The 19,417-nt window shown below is 61.3% G+C and carries 19 protein-coding genes and 1 tRNA gene; 17 read left to right on the forward strand and 3 right to left on the reverse strand.

The window, feature by feature from the left end:
• The first annotated feature begins 1 nt into the window (after position 1).
• The 4 genes from AC1DD7_RS15230 to AC1DD7_RS15245 all read left to right on the forward strand — a co-directional run bounded on the left by AC1DD7_RS15230 (position 2) and on the right by AC1DD7_RS15245 (position 3,729).
• On the forward strand, positions 2-1,342 hold the full coding sequence (locus AC1DD7_RS15230; RefSeq protein ID WP_477515648.1) for a 3-oxoacyl-ACP reductase: 1,341 nt from the start codon (positions 2-4) through the stop codon (positions 1,340-1,342).
• A complete protein-coding gene (locus tag AC1DD7_RS15235; RefSeq protein WP_477515649.1) occupies positions 1,339-2,265 on the forward strand; it encodes a MaoC/PaaZ C-terminal domain-containing protein in 927 nt (308 codons plus the stop codon). The genes AC1DD7_RS15230 and AC1DD7_RS15235 overlap by 4 nt, the downstream gene beginning before the upstream one ends.
• Before the next feature lie 72 nt (positions 2,266-2,337).
• Entirely contained in the window at positions 2,338-3,279 is a 942-nt protein-coding gene (locus AC1DD7_RS15240) for a glycosyltransferase family 2 protein (protein ID WP_477515650.1), read from the forward strand.
• Positions 3,280-3,444: 165 nt separating this feature from the next.
• Complete coding sequence (locus tag AC1DD7_RS15245) at positions 3,445-3,729, forward strand: hypothetical protein (protein ID WP_477515651.1); 285 nt, start codon at positions 3,445-3,447, stop codon at positions 3,727-3,729.
• A gap of 75 nt (positions 3,730-3,804) precedes the next feature.
• Here the strand turns inward: AC1DD7_RS15245 and AC1DD7_RS15250 are convergent.
• Positions 3,805-3,887: transfer RNA gene (locus AC1DD7_RS15250), tRNA-Leu, on the reverse strand.
• Between the two features lie 9 nt (positions 3,888-3,896).
• Positions 3,897-4,157 carry a hypothetical protein gene (locus AC1DD7_RS15255; RefSeq protein WP_477515652.1) on the reverse strand — a complete coding sequence of 87 codons (261 nt, stop codon included), beginning with the start codon at positions 4,155-4,157 and terminating at the stop codon, positions 3,897-3,899.
• On the opposite strand from AC1DD7_RS15255, the gene AC1DD7_RS15260 reads away from it, so the two are divergent.
• Positions 4,156-5,460 (forward strand): M20/M25/M40 family metallo-hydrolase, encoded by a 1,305-nt coding sequence (locus tag AC1DD7_RS15260; RefSeq protein ID WP_477515653.1) that lies wholly within the window; start codon positions 4,156-4,158, stop codon positions 5,458-5,460. The two genes, AC1DD7_RS15255 and AC1DD7_RS15260, sit on opposite strands and share 2 nt — an antisense overlap.
• A 29-nt stretch (positions 5,461-5,489) precedes the next feature.
• The gene (locus AC1DD7_RS15265) at positions 5,490-6,650 is read left to right on the forward strand and encodes an acyl-CoA dehydrogenase family protein (RefSeq protein ID WP_477515654.1); all 1,161 of its coding nucleotides are present in this window, start codon (positions 5,490-5,492) and stop codon (positions 6,648-6,650) included.
• Positions 6,651-6,684: 34 nt separating this feature from the next.
• Here the strand turns inward: AC1DD7_RS15265 and AC1DD7_RS15270 are convergent, their stop codons facing one another.
• Positions 6,685-6,918, reverse strand: a complete 234-nt coding sequence (locus tag AC1DD7_RS15270) for a DUF5703 family protein (RefSeq protein ID WP_216925728.1) — start codon at positions 6,916-6,918, stop codon at positions 6,685-6,687.
• Positions 6,919-6,957: 39 nt separating this feature from the next.
• On the opposite strand from AC1DD7_RS15270, the gene AC1DD7_RS15275 reads away from it, so the two are divergent.
• The 11 genes from AC1DD7_RS15275 (at position 6,958) to AC1DD7_RS15325 (ending at position 19,417) form a co-directional block, all read left to right on the forward strand.
• Positions 6,958-7,215 (forward strand): hypothetical protein, encoded by a 258-nt coding sequence (locus AC1DD7_RS15275; protein WP_431115260.1) that lies wholly within the window; start codon positions 6,958-6,960, stop codon positions 7,213-7,215.
• A 276-nt stretch (positions 7,216-7,491) separates the two neighbouring features.
• Entirely contained in the window at positions 7,492-9,171 is a 1,680-nt protein-coding gene (locus AC1DD7_RS15280; RefSeq protein WP_477515655.1) for a sugar transferase, read from the forward strand.
• Between the two features lie 117 nt (positions 9,172-9,288).
• Complete coding sequence (locus AC1DD7_RS15285; RefSeq protein WP_477515656.1) at positions 9,289-10,398, forward strand: Gfo/Idh/MocA family protein; 1,110 nt, start codon at positions 9,289-9,291, stop codon at positions 10,396-10,398.
• Positions 10,395-11,414: an NAD-dependent epimerase/dehydratase family protein gene (locus AC1DD7_RS15290; protein ID WP_477515657.1), complete on the forward strand. Its 1,020-nt coding sequence runs from the start codon at positions 10,395-10,397 to the stop codon at positions 11,412-11,414. Before AC1DD7_RS15285 ends, AC1DD7_RS15290 begins: the two co-directional genes overlap by 4 nt.
• Entirely contained in the window at positions 11,411-12,577 is a 1,167-nt protein-coding gene (locus AC1DD7_RS15295) for a DegT/DnrJ/EryC1/StrS family aminotransferase (RefSeq protein ID WP_477515658.1), read from the forward strand. Before AC1DD7_RS15290 ends, AC1DD7_RS15295 begins: the two co-directional genes overlap by 4 nt.
• Positions 12,574-13,236, forward strand: coding sequence for an acetyltransferase (locus tag AC1DD7_RS15300; RefSeq protein WP_477515659.1), 663 nt, complete (start codon positions 12,574-12,576; stop codon positions 13,234-13,236). Before AC1DD7_RS15295 ends, AC1DD7_RS15300 begins: the two co-directional genes overlap by 4 nt.
• The gene (locus AC1DD7_RS15305) at positions 13,233-14,696 is read left to right on the forward strand and encodes an oligosaccharide flippase family protein (RefSeq protein ID WP_477515660.1); all 1,464 of its coding nucleotides are present in this window, start codon (positions 13,233-13,235) and stop codon (positions 14,694-14,696) included. The genes AC1DD7_RS15300 and AC1DD7_RS15305 overlap by 4 nt, the downstream gene beginning before the upstream one ends.
• Positions 14,693-15,958 (forward strand): glycosyltransferase family 4 protein, encoded by a 1,266-nt coding sequence (locus tag AC1DD7_RS15310; protein ID WP_477515661.1) that lies wholly within the window; start codon positions 14,693-14,695, stop codon positions 15,956-15,958. Before AC1DD7_RS15305 ends, AC1DD7_RS15310 begins: the two co-directional genes overlap by 4 nt.
• Positions 15,958-18,018, forward strand: a complete 2,061-nt coding sequence (locus AC1DD7_RS15315) for a glycosyltransferase (RefSeq protein WP_477515662.1) — start codon at positions 15,958-15,960, stop codon at positions 18,016-18,018. Before AC1DD7_RS15310 ends, AC1DD7_RS15315 begins: the two co-directional genes overlap by 1 nt.
• A gap of 47 nt (positions 18,019-18,065) precedes the next feature.
• Entirely contained in the window at positions 18,066-18,749 is a 684-nt protein-coding gene (locus AC1DD7_RS15320) for a hypothetical protein (RefSeq protein WP_477515663.1), read from the forward strand.
• A 2-nt stretch (positions 18,750-18,751) separates the two neighbouring features.
• Positions 18,752-19,417, forward strand: a complete 666-nt coding sequence (locus AC1DD7_RS15325) for a YveK family protein (RefSeq protein ID WP_477515664.1) — start codon at positions 18,752-18,754, stop codon at positions 19,415-19,417.

A 19,417-nucleotide genomic window follows, 5' to 3' on the forward strand; every position in this document is an offset into this window, starting at 1 on the left:
GATGACAGACAAGTACGCCAAAATGGTCAGCAAGGGTCTAGGCAAGGACGTCGCCAAAAGGCTCGGCCTGCCGCAGCCGGTTGAGCTACGTCGACACCACCCAGGCGCGCCCCTTGTGGCTGGGCCGGTGCTGGTCAACGGCGACAGCCGGGGCGCAGATGACCTCGCCACCACGCTTCTTGGTTGGGGCCTGGACATCCGCCGTCATGCATTGCCCAAGGAAAAGCTCGGGGCCATCATTGTTGTCCTCGACGCCGTGCAGCACCCAGAGGACCTGGGCAAACCAATGCTGACAATTAGTGCTTCCTTGCGGGACCTCGTACCCAACGGACGTGTCATTACCCTCTCAAGAACGGCCCAGTCGGCACCGGCGCCCGCTTCGGCTGCCACCCGGCAGGGCGTCGATGGCCTGCTGCGTTCACTGGCCAAGGAATTGCGTGCTGGAGCCACCGCGAACGGCATTCTTCTCGACGAGGATTTAGCCACCACCAGCCCGTCCGCACTGGGAGCCCTCCGGTTCTTCCTTTCCGGCCGCTCCGCCTATGTGGATGGCCAGTTCCTGACTATCAGCTCGTCGCTCGGCAGCCTGCCCTTTGACGCCGACAAACCCCTTGCCGGAAAAGTTGCCGTGGTCACTGGTGCAGCGCGGGGCATTGGTGCCGCGATCGCCCGGACGCTCCACCGTGATGGGGCAAAGGTTGTGCTGGTGGATGTCCCTGCCGCGGGGGACCATTTGGCGGCAGTGGCCAACGAGGTCCGCGGGACCGCCCTCCAGCTCGACATCACCCGGGACGACGCCGGTCACCGGATCATCGACCACGCAGTGGAACGCCATGGCAGGCTCGACGTCGTAGTCCACAACGCTGGCATCACCCGCGACCGGCTCCTGGCCAACATGGATGAGGGCCGCTGGCAGTCTGTCATCGCCGTCAACATCGCCGCGCAACTGAGGATCAATCAGGCCCTCCTGGCATCGGAGCACTTCAAGGAGAAGCCGCGCATCGTTTCGGTGGCATCCACCAGCGGCATTGCCGGCAACAGGGGCCAAACCAACTATGCCGCGTCCAAGGGTGGGGTGATCGGAATGGTGCGCTCAACAGCGCCGCTCATGGAGTCCTTCGGAGGGACGATCAACTCTGTAGCACCGGGGTTTATTGAAACAGAGATGACCGCCCGGATGCCGTTCGTCATTCGGGAAGCTGCGCGAAGGGCCAATTCCCTCAGGCAGGGTGGCCAGCCACAGGACGTGGCGGAAGCCATCGCATTCCTGGCGAGCGACGCCGCGGGAGGAATCTCGGGCGAAGTCCTTCGCGTGTGCGGACAGCAATTGGTGGGAGCATGAGCAAACCGCAGCCGGTCATCCTTGGGGAGCTGCCGTCGCTGTCCAAGCTCTACATGAATGCCGCGGCAACTGCCGCCCGCCGGCGCGTGCTGGGGTCATCGGCGGGGCAGGCAACATTGCCCGCGGTTAGCCACGAGGTCAAGGGAGTCCAGGCGGACGTCGCCAACCTGACCGCCTACCAGCACCTTCTGGGAGAGACCGCCAGTGACATCCTGCCGGCAGGATTCGTCCACGCACTGGCCTTTCCGGTGTCCATGAGCGTGATGAACAGGGATGATTTTCCATTGCCACTGCTCGGGATGATCCACCTCAGGAACCATGTAGAGCAGCGGGTTCCCATCCAGTTCACAGAAGCCCTGGACATCCGGTCCTGGTCGGAGAACCTTTCGGGTCATCGGGCGGGTACGCAAGTGGATGTCATCGCCGAAGTGCGCTCCAGCACCTCAGGCGTGCTTCTGTGGCGCGGAATTTCCACATACCTTGCGAAAGGGGTCTTCCTGCCTGGTATCGACAAGCCGGGAAATCCAAGCGGCTCCGGAGATAATGGCAACTTTTCCCCGCCGGACCCCACGGCCCTGTGGCAACTGGACCTGGACATCGGACGCAGTTATGCCGCCGTCTCCGGCGATTTCAATCCCATCCATCTGAGCGTCCTATCGGCCAAAGCATTGGGTTTGAGGGGATCCATTGCCCACGGCATGTACCTTGCCTCCCGAGCGTTGGCAGACGTCGGAGCGGTCAAGTCTGATGCCTTCACCTGGGATGTGACGTTTGAAGCGCCGGTGTTCCTGCCGGCCCGGGTGGCGCTGGACATCTCCACCATCCAGGCGGAAACGGGGGCATGGCAGCGTTCGGACTACGTGGCATGGAACCCACGCAGCGGCCGGCGTCACTTCAGGGGCAGCGTGGCTCCATTGTCTTAAGGCCCTCCATAAATCCTTGAGGGCGGGATATTCTCTTCAGACGGACGGCCCGTAGGAGGAGAGTCTTGCCACATGAACCAGATAAGTTTGTGCGTCTCGACCTACAACCGAGTTGATGATCTGAAGAGGCTGCTCTCCAGCGCTCTCGCCCAGGAACCCGCAATTCCCGTCATCGTCTATGACGATGCATCCTCGGACGGCACTTCAGAGGTGGTTCGAGAGCAGTTTCCCGCCGTTGAGCTTATTACCGGTCAGGCGAATGTCGGTTTGATCGCTGCCCGGAACATTTGCATCCGGGCAGCATCCACTCCATTCGTCCTCATCCTCGATGATGACGCGTACTTCACGTCCACCTCCACGGCCCGGCAAACCGTGGCCGACTTTTCGTCGCCTGCAATTGCCGCAGTTGCAGTCCCCTTTGCCGAGAACGGTGCACTGATGCAGGGCGATCAATCCGGCGATACTGTTCAGCTGGCCCGGAGCTTCATCGGCGCGGCACATGCTCTGCGCCGGGATGCCGTACTGGCCTGTGGCGGTTTGCGTGAATCCTATAGGTTCTATTGTGAGGAATCGGATTTATCGATTCGACTGTTGGCTTCCGGCCTCGTAGTCAGGCACGGAACCTCGGATCCGGTGGAGCACTGCCCAAACCCTGACCGGCAACCTCTGCGCAGGCGCCAATTGCGCTGGCGCAGCGAACTTCGGTTCAAGTGGTGCCACACACCAGCTCTGTTTCTGGTGCCCGTGCTCGTTGGTCATGTGGGTCTTCTGCTGGTGAGGTCCAGGCAATTTGGTGGCCTTCGGGAATCTCTTCGGCTGTGCTACTCATCCTGCAAGGACGTCTTCATGTCGCGGTTCGAACGCAACGGTGTGGATATCCGGATCTACCTCCTGTGGAGACGACTTGCCAAGCTTCCCCGATTGACTCTGGACGCAGCCGACCACGTTCTTGCACTTCGACGTGCTCCTCAAGAGCGGCACGTTCAGGGGCGCGGCATATCGCTCAAGCGATGAGCCAGGCTAATTCCCTTGGCGGGGAGTGATGATCATGAGGGAACGCCACCTGACCTTACGGCGACAAGCGGCTGCATCGAGGAGGCGGCCCGCCGTTCCACCTGAGAGATGATGCCCTTGTGCCAACCCTCAGCCATATTCGAATATATGTTCTATTCTTAGTCCATGAGACCCAAGCAAGACTCCAAAGCTTTCGCCCGCATGATGTTGCAGACCGAGGCGGAGACAAAGCACCCCAAACCTGACGATGGCAAAATCATGGAGCTGGAGCAGGGTGCCCAACCGCTTGTCCGTGTTGGTGAGGTGTATGGAAGGGCGATCAAGTACACACGGACCTACGGCCTTGTGGAGTGGATGGATGATCGGCGGGACTATCATGTGGAATGGTTTCCAGCCGGACAGATCAAACGGGTGGCCCGGGAATCATGGAGGGGCTGGCCGTTGGCTTAGTAAACCCGTGGTTGGAAATGGGCCTCGGCGTGGTTGAGGGCACAAAAAAACCCCGGTTTCCCGGGGCCTTCTTTGTGCGCGGAGGGGGACTTGAACCCCCACCCCCTTTCGAGGACTAGCACCTCAAGCTAGCGCGTCTGCCATTCCGCCACCCGCGCAGGTGGTGTTCAGAGAAGCCATTCTGCACCTTCCGGTGCATCACTTTCCTCCGAAGCAGCGAGAAAAACTCTAACACGGTTTGAAGCAACTAAAAAATCGATGCTGGTCAGGACGGGCTGCAGGCTTTCAACGCGTGGCGGCGCCCGGAATTGCTCAACCGACAGCCCTTCCGGTGAGTAGGCTTGTGGAACACGGGACGGTAGAGCTGCGGGGTCCGCAGTGCGCGTCGCCGGCACCTGCAGCCCAGCCAACGCAAGGAGAATTTCCATGTCTGTCATCCGCCCCGAAGACGAAGTTGTCCGGATCTGCCAGGAGCTCATCCGGATCGACTCCTCCAACTTCGGTGACGACACCGGACCGGGCGAACGCGCTGCTGCGGAATACACAGCTGGCCTGATCACGGAAGTGGGTCTCGAGGCCGAGATTTTCGAGTCCGCGCCGGGACGCGCCAACGTCGTCACGCGCATGGCGGGGGAGGACCCCTCAGCTGACGCACTGGTGGTCCACGGACACCTCGATGTTGTACCGGCTTTGAAGGATCAGTGGAGCGTTGACCCCTTCAGTGGTGAGCTGAAGGATGGACTGATCTGGGGTCGCGGTGCCGTGGACATGAAGGACATGGATGCCATGATCCTGTCAGTGATGCGGGACTTCGCCAGGACTGGTCGCAGGCCCAAGCGGGACATAATTTTCGCCTTCTTCGCAGACGAGGAGGCCGGCGGCACTTATGGCGCCCGGTATGCCGTGGAGCACCGACGCGAATTGTTCGATGGGGCCACCGAGGCTATCTCCGAAGTGGGCGGCTTCTCCGCGACTATCGGCGGCCAGCGAACCTACCTGCTGCAAACTGCCGAAAAGGGCTTGTCCTGGTTGCGGCTGGTGGCCCATGGACGGGCTGGCCACGGCTCGCAAATCAATACGGACAACGCGATCACCCGGCTCGCGGCGGCCGTCACCCGAATCGGCGAATACAAGTGGCCTGTGGAACTGACTCCCACCACCAGGCAGTTCCTGGACGGCGTGACCGAACTCACTGGCGTGGAGTTTGACGCCGACAACCCGGACATCCTGCTCAAGGAGCTTGGCACGGTCGCCCGCTTTGTGGGGGCAACGCTGCAAAACACTTCCAACCCCACGCTGCTCCGCTCGGGCTACAAGCACAATGTCATCCCGGAATCGGCCGAGGCATTCGTGGATTGCCGCACCTTGCCCGGCCAGCAGGAACTGGTGTTCGAGACCATCAAGGAGCTCGCCGGGGACGGCATTGAGATCAGCTACGTCAACAAGGATGTCTCGCTGGAGGTGCCGTTTGCCGGCAATCTGGTGGATTCCATGATCGATGCCCTGCACTCCGAGGACCCGGGCGCCAAGGTGCTTCCCTACACCCTCTCCGGAGGCACGGACAACAAGTCCTTGAGCAAGATCGGCATCACCGGCTATGGCTTCGCTCCACTGATGCTGCCGGACGAGCTGGACTTCACAGGCATGTTCCACGGAGTGGACGAGCGAGTACCGGCAGAGTCCCTGCAGTTCGGCGCGCGCGTCCTGAACAGGCTGCTGAGCAACTACTAAAACGCAATTTTCAAGAAAGACGGTTCGCGATGACTCCAGAGGAAATCCTTCCGGATGGGCTGTTGGAACGGCTGCGCGGACGGGCGGCCGGTTATGACCACAACAATCTCTTCTTCCATGAAGACCTTGAAGAGCTGGCAGCCGCCGGTTACCTGAAACTGTTCGTGCCAGTTGCCGACGGCGGTATGGGACTCGGTCTGGAAGCGGTAGCTGCGTTGCAGCAGCGCCTCGCCACGGCAGCGCCTGCCACAGCCTTGGCAGTCAACATGCACTTGGTCTGGACCGGCGTCGCGCATGTCATGGCCGCCAAGGGAGACGGCTCGCTGGACTTCGTGTTGAAGGAAGCCGGCAAGGGGGAAGTGTTCGCTTTCGGAATTTCGGAAGCGGGCAACGATTCAATGCTGTTCGATTCCACTACCGTTGCAGAGCCGCTGCCCGACGGTGGTTATCGGTTCACCGGACGGAAGATCTTCACCAGCCTCTCCCATGGTTGGACGCGTCTGGGAACGTTCGGCAAGGACGCCAACGCCAGGAACGGAGAGGGCGAGTTGGTTTTTGGATTCATCCATCGTGATGAACCGGGGCACGAAACCCTTAACGATTGGGACACACTGGGCATGCGGGCCAGCGCTTCGAACACCACACTGCTGCAGGGAGCGGCGGTTCCTTCGGAGCGGATCTTCCGTAAACTGCCTGTCGGGCCTAACCAGGACTTACTGATTTTCGCGATCTTTGCCTGCTTTGAGACCTTGTTGGCAGCCGTCTACACGGGGTTGGCGGAGCGCGCATTCATGCTGGGCATTGAGAGTGTCAAGCGACGGGACTCGGCGAAGCACGGCGGACGCAGTTTCGCCCAGGACCCGGACATCCGCTGGAAAGTTGCCGACGCAGCCCTTGCCATGGACGGTATCTATCCCCAATTGTCGGCAGTAGCGCGCGACATCGACAACCTGGTGGACCATGGCGCCCAGTGGTTCCCCAAGCTTGTTGGACTCAAGTCGCGGGCCACAGAAAATGCCCGCCACGTGGTCGATCTGGCGATCAGGGTCACGGGAGGATCCAGTTACTTCCGCGGTTCGGAACTGGAACGCCTCTACCGGGACGTACTCGCTGGAATTTTCCATCCGTCCAATGACGAATCGGCGCACAATACGGTGGCGAACGCCTGGCTTGGGCCCTTGGAGAACTAGGGAAACTGGACAGCTCAGGAAACTGGACAGCTGTTTAGACCGTGCGCTGCACGGAATAGACTTTTCGGCGCAACCAGAAGCGTCTGCCGCCGCCGAGGTATAGCCGGCTGCGTTCCAACTCCCACTTCCCGTACTCCGAGTGCTCTGCGAGCCGACGCCGGGCTTCGGGCAGAGAATCGTCAGGTCCCACCGTCAGTACGAGGTACTCGTACTGACGTGCATAGTCACGTTGGCGCTCTTCGGAGCTGCCTCGAAATTGTTCCTTCATCCCTCTCCATTTTCGTCCTTTTCGGGCTAACGTGAAGTCATGAGCATCGATCCGCGTGTCGCGCTTCAGTCACTGACTGCTGCCCTGGAAGAGCATTTGGCCGCCGCTTCAGCCCGCCGGGGCGAGGGTGACCCCAACGTCGAGGCGGCGTTCTTCGCCGTCGCAGATGCCTTCGAGGTTTACGAAGACGCCTTGTACGAGGCATATTCCGAGGTTACTCCGCTGCAGGTGTTTGATGACGAGGAAGAGGACGATGACGAGATCTTGGACGAAGACCTCGAAAGCCTGGAGGACTAGGAACCTTCAATAAGCGGCAACTAACCGGCCACCGGCGGTGGCCGGTTTTTTGTGTCGTTTCGCGACCTCTTTGTCCTGTTTCCTGCCCGAAATGTAGCGGTTTTCGGTGGTTCTGTGAGGCTTGGAGCACGTAGTCCTGCGTCATCCGGCTAGGTACTCGCACGTAGGAGACATGGGTAAACCTGCGCAAACTTGAGTACCGACTACTGGTGCGCCTCCTGACAGCCGCCGCTTCACTGGGATGTAGGCAACGGCAGGTCTGCGAAGAAGGCTGACATGGTAAAAGTTCCAGTCTTGCGTTCGGGCAAGGTGGCAGCACCACAAGGTGCGCACAACTTTTCCTTGGGGGCGGCGTTCACAGCGAAACCGGCTGTTGTCGATGTCAATCCGCCGGTGTCTCCCTGGATTGACAAGTCCGTTGCTGCACAACGGGCTGAAAAGGCGGGACTGGCGGCGCTGAGGGCAGATGTCACCCTGGACCTCAAGCCGCCAGTCACCCACCGCAACCCCCGCAGCGCTCACTCCGTGGCCGGCCGGTCCGGCTGGACCAAGGCACTCACCAACAGTCTTCGATTGGCAGACAGCGCCCTGGTAGCGACAGCCGTCACGTCAGGTTTCCTTCTGAACACTGACGGTCTTGCCGTTGCGGCAGGCGGCGCGGGACATGAGCGCCATCTCATGCTCGGCTTCATACTTGGCATTGCCTGGCTCGGCGCATTGGAGGTCTACCGGACAAGGGATCCGAAAGTACTCGGGGTTGGGCCCGAAGAATACAAGCGTGTCCTGTCCGCAAGCCTGCGCGTTTTCGGCTTCCTGGGGCTCGTCGCAGTCGTCCTTCGGCTGGAGTCCGCAAGCTCATTCGTCCTGGTGTCCCTGCCCGTGGGCTTGGTAGCCCTGACAGGCAGCCGGTGGATGTTCCGCCGCTGGCTGACGCGCGAAAAATCACGCGGCCGCTGCCTCTCCCGTGCCATTGTGGTGGGGGAGCCACAGGACGTCAGGTACGTCATCAAGCAAATCAACCGGAAGTCCGGTGCCGCGTACAACATCCTGGGCGCATGCCTTCCAGGGGCTAGGCGTGGCGCCGTCCTGGTGGTGGATAACGTGCGGGTTCCCGTGTTGTCATCGATTTACGGCATTGCCCACACTGTGCGTCAGACGGGCGCCAACGCGGTGATCGTTGCCGGTCCCGTTCCCGGGGGCAACCAGTTCATCCAGGAGTTGGGCTGGCGCTTGGAAGAAGATGCCGCCGAACTGGTCCTGGCAGCAACATTGACCAACGTGGCCGGCCCGCGCATCCACTGGCGCCCCGTTGAGGGCCTGCCCTTGATGCACGTGGATATTCCGCATTACTCCGGTGGCAAACACACGCTCAAACGCCTCATGGACATTGTGGTCTCAGCTGCTGCTTTGCTTTGCCTGGCGCCACTGCTGGCTGTTTTGGCGCTGATAGTCAGGTTGGACAGCCCAGGTCCGGTGCTTTTCCGGCAGGAACGGATTGGCAGGCGAGGCACCACCTTCCAGATGCTGAAGTTCCGTTCCATGGTGGTTGATGCCGAAGCACGGCTGGAAGAACTCAGCGGCAAGGACCAGGGCGCCGGCGTCCTCTTCAAGATGCGCGACGATCCCCGCATCACCAAGTGCGGCCGTTGGATGCGCAAGTACTCCTTGGACGAGCTGCCCCAGTTCTGGAATGTGCTGGCCGGGAACATGAGCCTTGTGGGCCCCCGTCCGCCGCTGCTTCGCGAAGTCAGTGGCTACGAACGGCATACCCATCGCCGGCTGCTCATCAAACCCGGAATTACTGGCTTGTGGCAGATCAATGGACGATCGGACCTTCCCTGGGATGAAGCCGTCCGGCTGGACCTCTATTACGTCGAAAACTGGTCCATAGCGGGCGACCTGATGATCATGTGGCGGACCTTCCGGGCCATGATCCAGCCCTCGGGTGCCTACTGATGGGCGGGCTGGACCTCATTGACTGACACAGACTGGCTGACCCGGCAGACGCCGAGCGGCACAACAAGCATTACCTGAGAAAGAACCGAGCTATCCAACACAGAATCCGAGTGGAAAATGAGCATAGGAACTATTCCATCAGGCCACCTTAACGGCCACGGGATGACCCCGAAGTTACGGATCGCCGTGGTCGGAGCGGGATATTGGGGCCCGAACCTCGCCAGAAACCTTAAAGCCAGCCCGGACTGGGAACTCGTGGCAATTTGCGATCTTGACGTGGAGCGCGGACTTCGGCTGGCCGAAACGGTAGGCGGCGTCGCCGTCGTCGAGTCCTTGGACGAACTTCTGGACACGTACAACCTGGACGCCGTCGCTGTGGCGACCCCGGCGCACACGCATCACGGAGTAGTGATGACTGCATTGCGTGCCGGCATGCACGTACTCGTTGAGAAGCCACTCGCGGATAGCCGTGCCAAGGGCCTGGAAATGGTGGAGGAAGCCAAGTCCCGCGGACTCGTCCTCATGGCAGACCATACCTATTGTTTTACTCCCGCGGTTTTGAAGATCCAGGAGCTCGTATCAAGTGGGGCATTGGGCGACATCTTGTACGTCGACTCCGTGCGCATCAACCTCGGACTTGTCCAACCGGACGTCAACGTCTTCTGGGACCTTGCACCCCACGATCTGTCGATCCTGGATTTCGTCCTGCCGGGAGGCCTGCACCCCACCGAGATCTCTGCACACGGCGCAGATCCGCTGGGTACGGGCCGCGACTGTGTAGGCCACCTGACCTTCGGCCTGCCAAACGACGCCATGGTGCATATCCACGTGAACTGGCTCAGTCCCACCAAAATCCGCCAGATGATCATTGGCGGCTCAAAGAGGACGCTCGTCTGGGACGACCTGAACCCGCAACAACGCCTCAGCGTCTACGATCGCGGCGTCAGCCTGGAACAACAGCCACGGTCCGCGGCGGAGAAAAAGAACTCGGCCATCTCCTATCGCCTGGGCGACACCTGGTCACCGGCGTTGCAGGAACGCGAACCATTGGGCCAGGTCGTCGCCGAGCTGGCCGGCTCCATCCGGAACCACACGATACCGCGCACCAGCGGCGAATCCGGGCTCAGGGTCCTCTCAGTACTGGAAGCCGTCACCCAAAGCCTTGGAACAGACGGCCAGTCAACCATCGTTGCCGGCAACGAGGTCGCTCTCCAGGTCGCACAGTGAAGAAGCTGCTCGGCGCCAACGTCCTGGTCACCGGAGGCGCCGGAACCATCGGATCCACCCTGGTAGACCAACTGCTCGACGCCGGTGCGGCGCACGTGGACGTCCTGGACAACCTCGTCAGGGGGCGCCGGGTTAACCTCAACGGTGCCTTGGCTACCGGACTGGTACAGCTAGTGGAAGGTGACCTGAGGGACCGGGACCTGGTCCACGACCTCACCAGGGGCAAGGATCTGGTTTTCCATCAGGCTGCGATCCGTATCACCCAATGCGCCGAGGAGCCACGATTGGCGCTTGAGGTCCTGGTGGATGGAACCTTCAATGTGTTCGAAGCCGCGGTGGAGCAGAACGTGGAAAAGGTGATCGCGGCGTCGAGTGCCTCCGTCTACGGAATGGCAGAAGAATTCCCCACCACGGAGAGACACCACCACCACAACAACGACACCTTCTATGGGGCCGCGAAATCGTTCAACGAGGGAATGGCGAGGAGCTTCCGGGCCATGTCCGGCCTGGACTACATCCTCCTGAGGTATTTCAACGTGTACGGACCCCGCATGGACGTCCACGGCCTCTATACAGAGGTACTTGTCCGTTGGATGGAGCGGATAGTCGATGGCCTTCCGCCCCTGATCTTCGGCAGCGGCCACCAGACAATGGACTTCATCCACACCGCCGACGTCGCAAGGGCCAACATCCTCGCAGCCGCCAGCGACGTCCGGGAGGGCGTCTACAACGTGGCCAGCGGCACCGAAACCAGCCTGGCCGAACTCGCTCAAACACTGCTACGGGTCATGCAGTCCCCACTGCACCTTGACCACGGACCCGAACGGGCAGTCAACGGCGTTGCCCGCCGCCTCGCAGACGTCACCGCCGCCAAGCGGGACCTCGGTTTTGAAGCCGCAATAGAACTTGAAGATGGACTCCGCACACTCATCACATGGTGGCGTCCGCTCCGTGAAGAAATCGCAGCCTCCCGGCAGCTTGCCCGGCCGGAAGCACCCTCAGTAGGTGCACGATGACCACCTCCGAAACCGCCCTGGCACGCATCGACGTCATGAAACCATGGCTTGGGGAAGAAGAAGCCCAAGCAGTGGCCGAGGTCATCGCTTCCGGTTGGGTGGCCCAAGGCCCCAAAGTCAAGCAGTTCGAGGAAGCCTTCGCCCTGGAGCAACAGGCGTCCTTCGCCGTCGCGGTCTCCAGCTGCACCTCAGCCCTGCACCTGGCACTCGCCGTCGCCGGCGTCGGTCCGGGAGACGACGTAGTCCTTCCCTCCTTCTCCTTCATTGCCACGGCAAACGCCCCCACCTACGTAGGCGCCCGGGCCGTCTTCGCGGACGTCGACGTACTCACAGGTTGTGTCACCGCTGAAACGATTGCCGCCGCCTTGACGCCCGCCACACGGGCCGTCATAGCCGTGGACCAAGGCGGAGTACCCGTGGATCTCGATCCCATCCGGGCCCTGTGCGACCCCCTCGGTATCACCGTGGTGGAAGACGCAGCCTGCGGCATCGGTTCCCGCTACCGCGGCCGCCCAGTAGGAGCCGGCGCTGAACTGGTGGCCTGGTCCTTCCACCCCCGCAAAATCCTCACCACCGGCGAGGGCGGGATGCTCACCACACCGCGGCGGGACCTCGCAGACCGGTCCCGCCGGCTCCGCGAACACGCAATGAGCGTCTCAGCCGCGGACCGTCATGCCAGCATCCTTGCCCCCGCCGAGGAATACCTCGAAATAGGTTTCAACTACCGCATGACTGACCTGCAGGCCGCCGTCGGGATCGTCCAACTAGGCCGCCTGCACCAAGCAGTACAACGCAGGCGCGAACTGGCCGCCAACTACGCACAGGCCTTCGCTGGTATCGAAGGCCTCCGTTTAGTGGACGACCCCGGATACGGAACCGGAAACTTCCAATCCTGCTGGCTGGAAGTAGGCACGGCTTTCCCCCTGGGAAGAGACGCCCTGATGACCCGCCTGGCAGAGGACGGAATATCGGCACGACGCGGCATCATGGCCGCACACCGGCAACCTGCCTACGCCGTGACATCCAAGGGCGCGGTTTCGCTGGCAGCAACTGAATGGCTGACAGACCACACATTGATCCTGCCTCTCTACCACCAACTCACCCTGGGTGACCAGGTCCGGGTCATCGACTCAGTACTTCGCGCGGCAGGACAGGGAAGATGACCGAGCTCCTCCTCATCGCCGCCAGCGGACTCGCCCGCGAGGTCCTGGCCATGGTCCGCAACACCGGACAATACGACGTCATCGGAATCCTGGACGACGACGAAGACAAACTAGGACGCGTCGTGGACGGCGCCCACGTACTGGGCCCCATCCGCGATGCCCTGACCTTCCCACACGCCATGCTGCTTGTCTGTATTGGATCCGGCCGTGGACGCGAAAGCGTCGTCATGCGGCTACGCACCCTGGGCCTCGCAGAGGACCGATATGCGACAGCGATCGACTCATCAGTACATCCGCCAGAGGGATGCAGGATCGGCCTGGGGAGCATCCTCCTGGCCAACGTCACCATGACAGCCTCCGTCACCGTCGGAAGCCACGTAGTAGCCATGCCCGGCGTCACGCTCACCCACGACGACGTCGTCAGCGACTTCGCCACCCTGGCCGCAGGCGTATCCCTCGGCGGGAACGTCCACATCGGCCGCGCAGCCTACATCGGCATGAACGCAAGCGTCCGCGAGCGCCGCACCGTCGGCGCCGGCGCAACCATCGGCATGGGAGCGGCCGTGCTCACCGATGTTCCCGACGAGGAAACCTGGGCCGGGGTGCCCGCACGCGTTATCCGCCGCGGCTTTTCCCCCGAGCTGGAGGACGCCCTGTGACCCTCCGCAGCCGTCCCGCAATCCCGCAAACGCCCACTCCAACACGGGCGTTTGTCATCAGCGTCCTGAACGCAGTCGTGACACGCCTGGGCACGATCGCAATTGGCATAGCACTCGCGCGGTTACTGGGGCCCGAGCAGTTCGGAACATACGCTGTGGCGTTTGTGGCACTCATGGCTGTACTGAGCTTCAACGAACTTGGGGTCAGCCTGGCAATCGTTCGATGGCCAGGGGATCCCAAGGAAATCGCAGCGACCGTGACCACGATCTCAACGGCATGCAGCATTGTTCTCTTCGCAGGTTCCTATGTGATGGCGCCATACTTCACGGCAGCAATGGGAAACGAAGCGGCCACCGACGTCGTCAGGGCGCTCGCCTTCTGCATCGTTCTCAATGGGCTGGTGGCTACGCCTGCGGCCGTTCTGCAACGAAATTTTCGCCAGGGCCAACGCATGATCATTGATCAGGTCAACGTTTGGCTTGGGGCAGGCGTCTCCCTGGTTCTCGTCATCATGGGCATGGGTGCTATGAGTCTTGCCGTTGGACGCGTGTTGGCCAGCCTCATTTCCGCTGTCCTTTTCCTGATTTACTCGCCGTTGCCTTACCGCTTTGGGTTCTCCAGAAAGTTGGCGAAACAGCTGCTGGCTTTTGGGTTGCCCTTGGCGGGCGCGAGCATGGTGGTCTTCGGTGTGGGTTACGTTGACCAACTGGTTGCTGGAAAGATGCTCGGTCCGGTGGTGTTGGGTTTTTATGTCATGGCCACGAATATGGCCGGTTGGCCAGCCAGCTTGTTGTCGCAGCCTTTGCGCAGTGTGGCACCGGCGACATTTGCCAGACTGCAGGATGCTCCTACGGAGATGCGTGCCGCCATGCTGTCGATTGTTGCGGTGGTGGCAGCAGCCATGCTGCCGGTTTCGGCGGTCCTGACTGCCTGCGCGGTTCCGGTCGTGACGCTGCTGTATGGGGAAGCGTGGGGGCCGGCTGCCGGGGCCTTGGCTTGGCTGGCACCGGTTGCGGTGTTCAGGGTTTTCCACGAACTCATTTATGACTACCTGGTGGTGATCAAGCAGTCGGTTCCCATTCTGAGGGTCCAGCTCTTGTCTCTCCTGGCCTTGATTCCGGCGCTTGTTTTGGGCGCACAACTGGGCGGCCTCCAAGGCTTGGCGGCCGTTCCGCTGTTCATTGCGGCGGCCGTAACTTCGCCGCTCTATTTGGGTGCGCTCTCCCGGGCAGGTATTCCCTTGAGAAGCCTTGCGGTCAGCGTGAGTGTGTCCACCGGTATCTCGGTCGCCGCCGGGGTGGCCTGTTTCGTGCTGTCCTCTTCGATTCCTTCGCCCCTTCTGGCAGTTGGTTCCAGCCTGTTGGTTGGTTTGCTGGCCATCACGGTCTCGGTGTTCCTCCGGCTGGGAGACATTCATCAGTTGCGTCGAATGGGTCGGGAACAGGAGGCCGTCCGGTGAAGATTCTTGTCTATCCGCATGACCTTCGAATTGGTGGCAGCCAGGTCAATGCCATTGAGTTGGGAGCCGCTGTCCGGGACCTGGGCCACAGCGTGGTGATTTTTGGGCAGCCCGGAACGCTTACCCGGAAGGTGCGGGAGCTTGATCTGGAGTTCATTCAGGCACCGGCTCCCCGCAAGCGGCCGTCCCCGTCAGTGTGCGCGGCGTTGGGCAAGCTCGCCCGGGGGCGCATGCTTGACGTACTCCATGGTTACGAGTGGCCACCGGCCCTTGAGTGCTTGATTGCTTCAAGACTGGTACCCGGCAGCAACAGCATGGCGACTGTCATGTCCATGGCCGTTGCTCCGTTTATCCCCAGGACGATGCCCCTTCTTGTAGGAACTGAACAGATCCTGGAGGCCGAGTCAGCTTTCGGTCGCCACCGCGTGGGGCTTCTGGAGCCCCCCATCGATGTCATCGCAAACAGTCCGTCAGCCGTTGCAGGGCAGGAGAAATTCCGGGAACGGTTTGGACTGAATGACCAGGCCCAGATAGTTGTTTGTGTTTCACGTCTTGCCCGGGAGTTGAAGCTTGAGGGCATCTTGTCCTCGATGGACGCCATCGCTGAATTGGCACGGCTGAGGGACGTTCGCCTTGTGATCGTTGGAGACGGGCCAGGGATGAGGGACGCGATTGCCAAGGCTTCCGTTATCAATGACGGGCTGGGACGACGCGTGGTCCTGCTAACGGGGGAGCTTGAGGATCCCAGGCCAGCGTACGCGGCTGCTGATGTCGTTCTGGGGATGGGCGGCTCGGCCTTGCGCGGTCTTTCCTTTGGGAAGCCACTGGTGGTTCAAGGGGAGCGCGGCTTCTGGGAATTGTTGACCCCTGAAACTCTGGACCGTTTCCTCTGGCAGGGATGGTACGGCGTAGGCAGCGGCACGGACGCCGGGCGGGAAAACTTGATTTCCATCCTTGGATTCCTGCTGGACAACGAGCAGGAACGGGCCCAGCTGGGCTCCTTTGGGCGCCAACTTGTTCAGGACAGGTTTTCGCTCACTAACGCAGCCCGGGTACAGGTGCAGTTCTACCGGCGTTCACTGGAAGAAAGCACAGGAACATTCTCTTCGTTGAGGGCCGAGGCGGTAGCTGGTGCTCAATATGCCGCCTACGTGGGACGTCGACGTTTTCAGCGCTATTTCGGACACAACGCGGCTGATGACTTCAATGCCAAGCCGGTAGCCTCGATGCCTTCCCTGGCCGTGCGCGGACGGGACAGCTGATGGAAACGATCGTCTACATGTCCGGGACCCGCTGGGACAGCCTTTCGGGTACTGACAAGATGCTGGCCACCACGTTGGCAAGGACACACCATATTCTGTGGGTTGATCACCCGGTTCCGCTTACCAGCTACCAGGATGTCCGACGCCACCTCCTCCGGAGCCTTCGTGGTGTCGGCGAAAATGTGGGGACGAATATCAGCCGCCTGCGGATTCCGGCTCTGCCCGGCGTGAGCAAACCGGTCGTGCGTCGCTCTACGGATGCTCTTGTACGCCGCTGTGTAGATGCCGCCCTGGATCGGACTGCCGGGCGTATTGCCGGCATCGTCAATTCATCGCCGATCATGCTGTTTCCGTCCCGCCGCCCGGAAGGGACGCGGCTCCTGCACCTGACCGATGATTGGTTGGCGGGGACGAATCTCATGGGCTTCACTTCGTCCCATTTGATCCGCGTATTGGAAGAGAACATCCGATCTGCCGATGCTGTTAGCGCAGTCTCTGAGGAACTGGCAGCCAAGATCTCCAGGTTTTCCGGCAGGCCCGTCGAAGTCCTGCCCAACGGCTGCACTCCTGCAACCACTCCATCAGGTTCCCGCCGCAGTCCGGTTGTAGCCCTGGTTGGTCAGCTCAACAACCGGTTGGATCTGGACGCCCTGGAATCCGTAGCTGCAACGGAGGTCCCACTGCTCATCATTGGGCCCCGGGCGGACGGCGATCCAGTTGTCCGCTCCAGGTTGGATGCCCTGTTGTCCAGGCCAAACGTGGATTGGAGGGGGTTGGTGGGCCAGGACGACGTTGCCCGATTGCTGCAAACGGTGTCGGTCGGTATCACTCCTTATGCAGACACAGAGTTCAACCGGTCGAGTTTTCCTTTGAAGACCCTTGAATACCTTGCTGCAGGGCTCCGGGTAGTAGCCACGGACCTGCCGTCGACCCGATGGATCGGCTCGCCCGCCATTGCGGCAGCCAAAACACCCGCCGAATTCTCACAGTTCGTTCTCAATGCCCTGCGCGAGCCGATGACACAGGACCTCCGTGAAGATATTGACGCCACCGTACGGTCGCATAGCTGGGACTCACGGGGCGCCAAAGTCCGGGGACTCCTGGGCACGGGAAAGCAGGCCCGGAATGTCAGCGACGGGCACCCGACGCAGCTGTCAGGTCCTGCAGTGCCGGGCCAGCCGGATGACGTGCAGCCAAGGGTAGACCACGCGCTCCTGACCAGGTTCAACCTTCCGTCAAAGGGCTTTGAGAGCCTTGTCCGGGCCAAAGACGGATGGCTTCACAATCGCGTTGAACTCTTCGAGAGATATTGCCTTCCCTCGGTTCGTGCCCAGACACGCAAAGGTTTTCATTGGATTGTCTATTTCGATCCCGAGAGTCCTGCGTGGTTGTTGGACCGGATTCAGGACCTGAGTGCCGACGGTCTGTTCACGCCGATTTTCCGGGCGGAAGTTTCTGCCGACGAGCTCCTGGCGGACATCGAGGAGGTCACGGGTCGGCGGACACAAAATCTGCTGACCACCAATGTAGACAACGACGACGGCCTGGCCGCTGACTTTGTGGCCCAAGTACAGGACGTCCAGTGTTCCGAGTTGCCGTCAGCCATTTATTTGTCCTCCGGATTGGTAAAAGGAGGTGCCTCCGTCTATCTGAGGCACGACGACCGAAACGCGTTCTGCTCCGTGCGGTCCACCTGGAGTGGTCCCATTACATGCTGGTCAGCCTGGCATAACCAACTGAGCGAGATTATGGCCACGGAGGAAGTCGGTGGCCCGCCAGCATGGCTGCAGGTTGTGCACGGTTCCAACGTCAGTAACAGAATCCGCGGACGCCTTGTGGCCGCTGATCCATTTGCAGACAGGTTCCCTGGGTTGCTCGACGACGTGGCCGCTGTGAGGACGCTGGAATTAGTGCGCGACGCCCTGGTTGAGGGTCCGGCACGCCTGCTTCGCGACGGCCTGCGCAGCGCAATTAAAGCGGCCACGGTCAGGCTCCTCGGCAGAAGTGGAATCGACAGGGTAAAAGTTTTCCTGGGACAGAGTGGGAGGGAGATCGGATAATGCAAATCAGAACGATTCTAAGAAGCCTGGGGCACAGGTGGTACTTCGTGATCATCGGCTTGGTGATGACCCTCGTGCTGTGTTTTCAGCTCCAACAGAACACCCCTGAGAAATTCAAAGCGCAAGCCAGCCTGGTGATCATGCCATCAGCGCATAGCGTTGGCGTCGACGGTAATCCATACCTGAACCTGGGCGGCATGGGTGAGGCGCTGGACATCCTTACCCGCCGGCTCTCGGCCGAAGACATCCGTGGCAAGATCGCGGAGGACTTTGCCAACGCAAGCTACACAGCAGAGACCGATCGAGGCACGAGCGGAGCCATTCTTCTCATCACAGCCACGTCATCGAACCCGGATGAATCCTTGGGCACCATGCGCGCGGTCATGGACCAAGCCCCCCTCGTGCTGGAAAACATGCAAGGCGCGTTGAACGTTCCAGAGGAGTCGCGGATCTCAACCATGACCCTTCTGGTCGATAGCCGGGCAACGCCCGAATCCAAGGCAAGGACCCAGATCCTCCTCGTGGCAGCAGCCGGGGGAGTAGGGCTGACCTTGGTGCTCACCGTTCTGTTGGACAGCCTGCTGAAGTCACGCAGAGCCCGTCGCCACAGGGAAAAGGGTTCCCGGATTCCGGAGGAGACCAACCATAATGTGCCGGCTACAGCGCCATCACTGGCACCAGCGCACGACGACGTCCCGGTCGCCTTGCCAGTCTCCCACAGGCCCTCATAGCCATGACCCCCAAGACTCTGCTCCAGGTCCTGCGACGGAGGTGGTATGCCGCCGTCGCTGTTCTGTTGATTGGCTTCGCAGGATTGGGGGCGATCCGATCCCTGGATCCCGTGTATTGGACCCAAGCAGAAGTCTCCTTCGTTGCACCCGATGGCGAACCGGCCTACTGGGTCCCAGGGGGAGATGTGGCGTCGCTGGTGCCATTCGCCGCTCTGGTGGAGCGGCGCGTCAACGACGACTCCGACTCAGTCAATTTGGTCCTGTCCCGGGGCACCCTCTATGGAGCGGGAGTCAAGCACGGATACTCGGTGACGCTGCCCAACACCGGAGGCCAGTGGACCAAGAGCTTTTCCAGGCCGGTGCTGGCGGTTCAGGTGGTGGACTCGAGCGCGGAGCGGGTGAACGAAGTACTGTCCGCGGTCATTAAGAGAATCCAGGAGGAGTCCACGGCACTGCAGAAGGAAACGGACGTTCATGGCGCCCTGATAACCACGGTGACCACGCCCTCAAGTCCCGAGATCATCTTCGGCGGCGGTACGCCGACGGACCGCGTCAAAGGTGCCAGCGTCTGGCTCGCCCTCGCTGGCGCTGCCGCCCTGGCCGTGGCCGCCACTGTTGAACGCCAGATTGCCCGGCGCCGTGGGGTACGTCGAGGGGCAGGTCAGTAG

The sequence above is a fragment of the Paenarthrobacter sp. 10L412 genome, assembly GCF_056395565.1.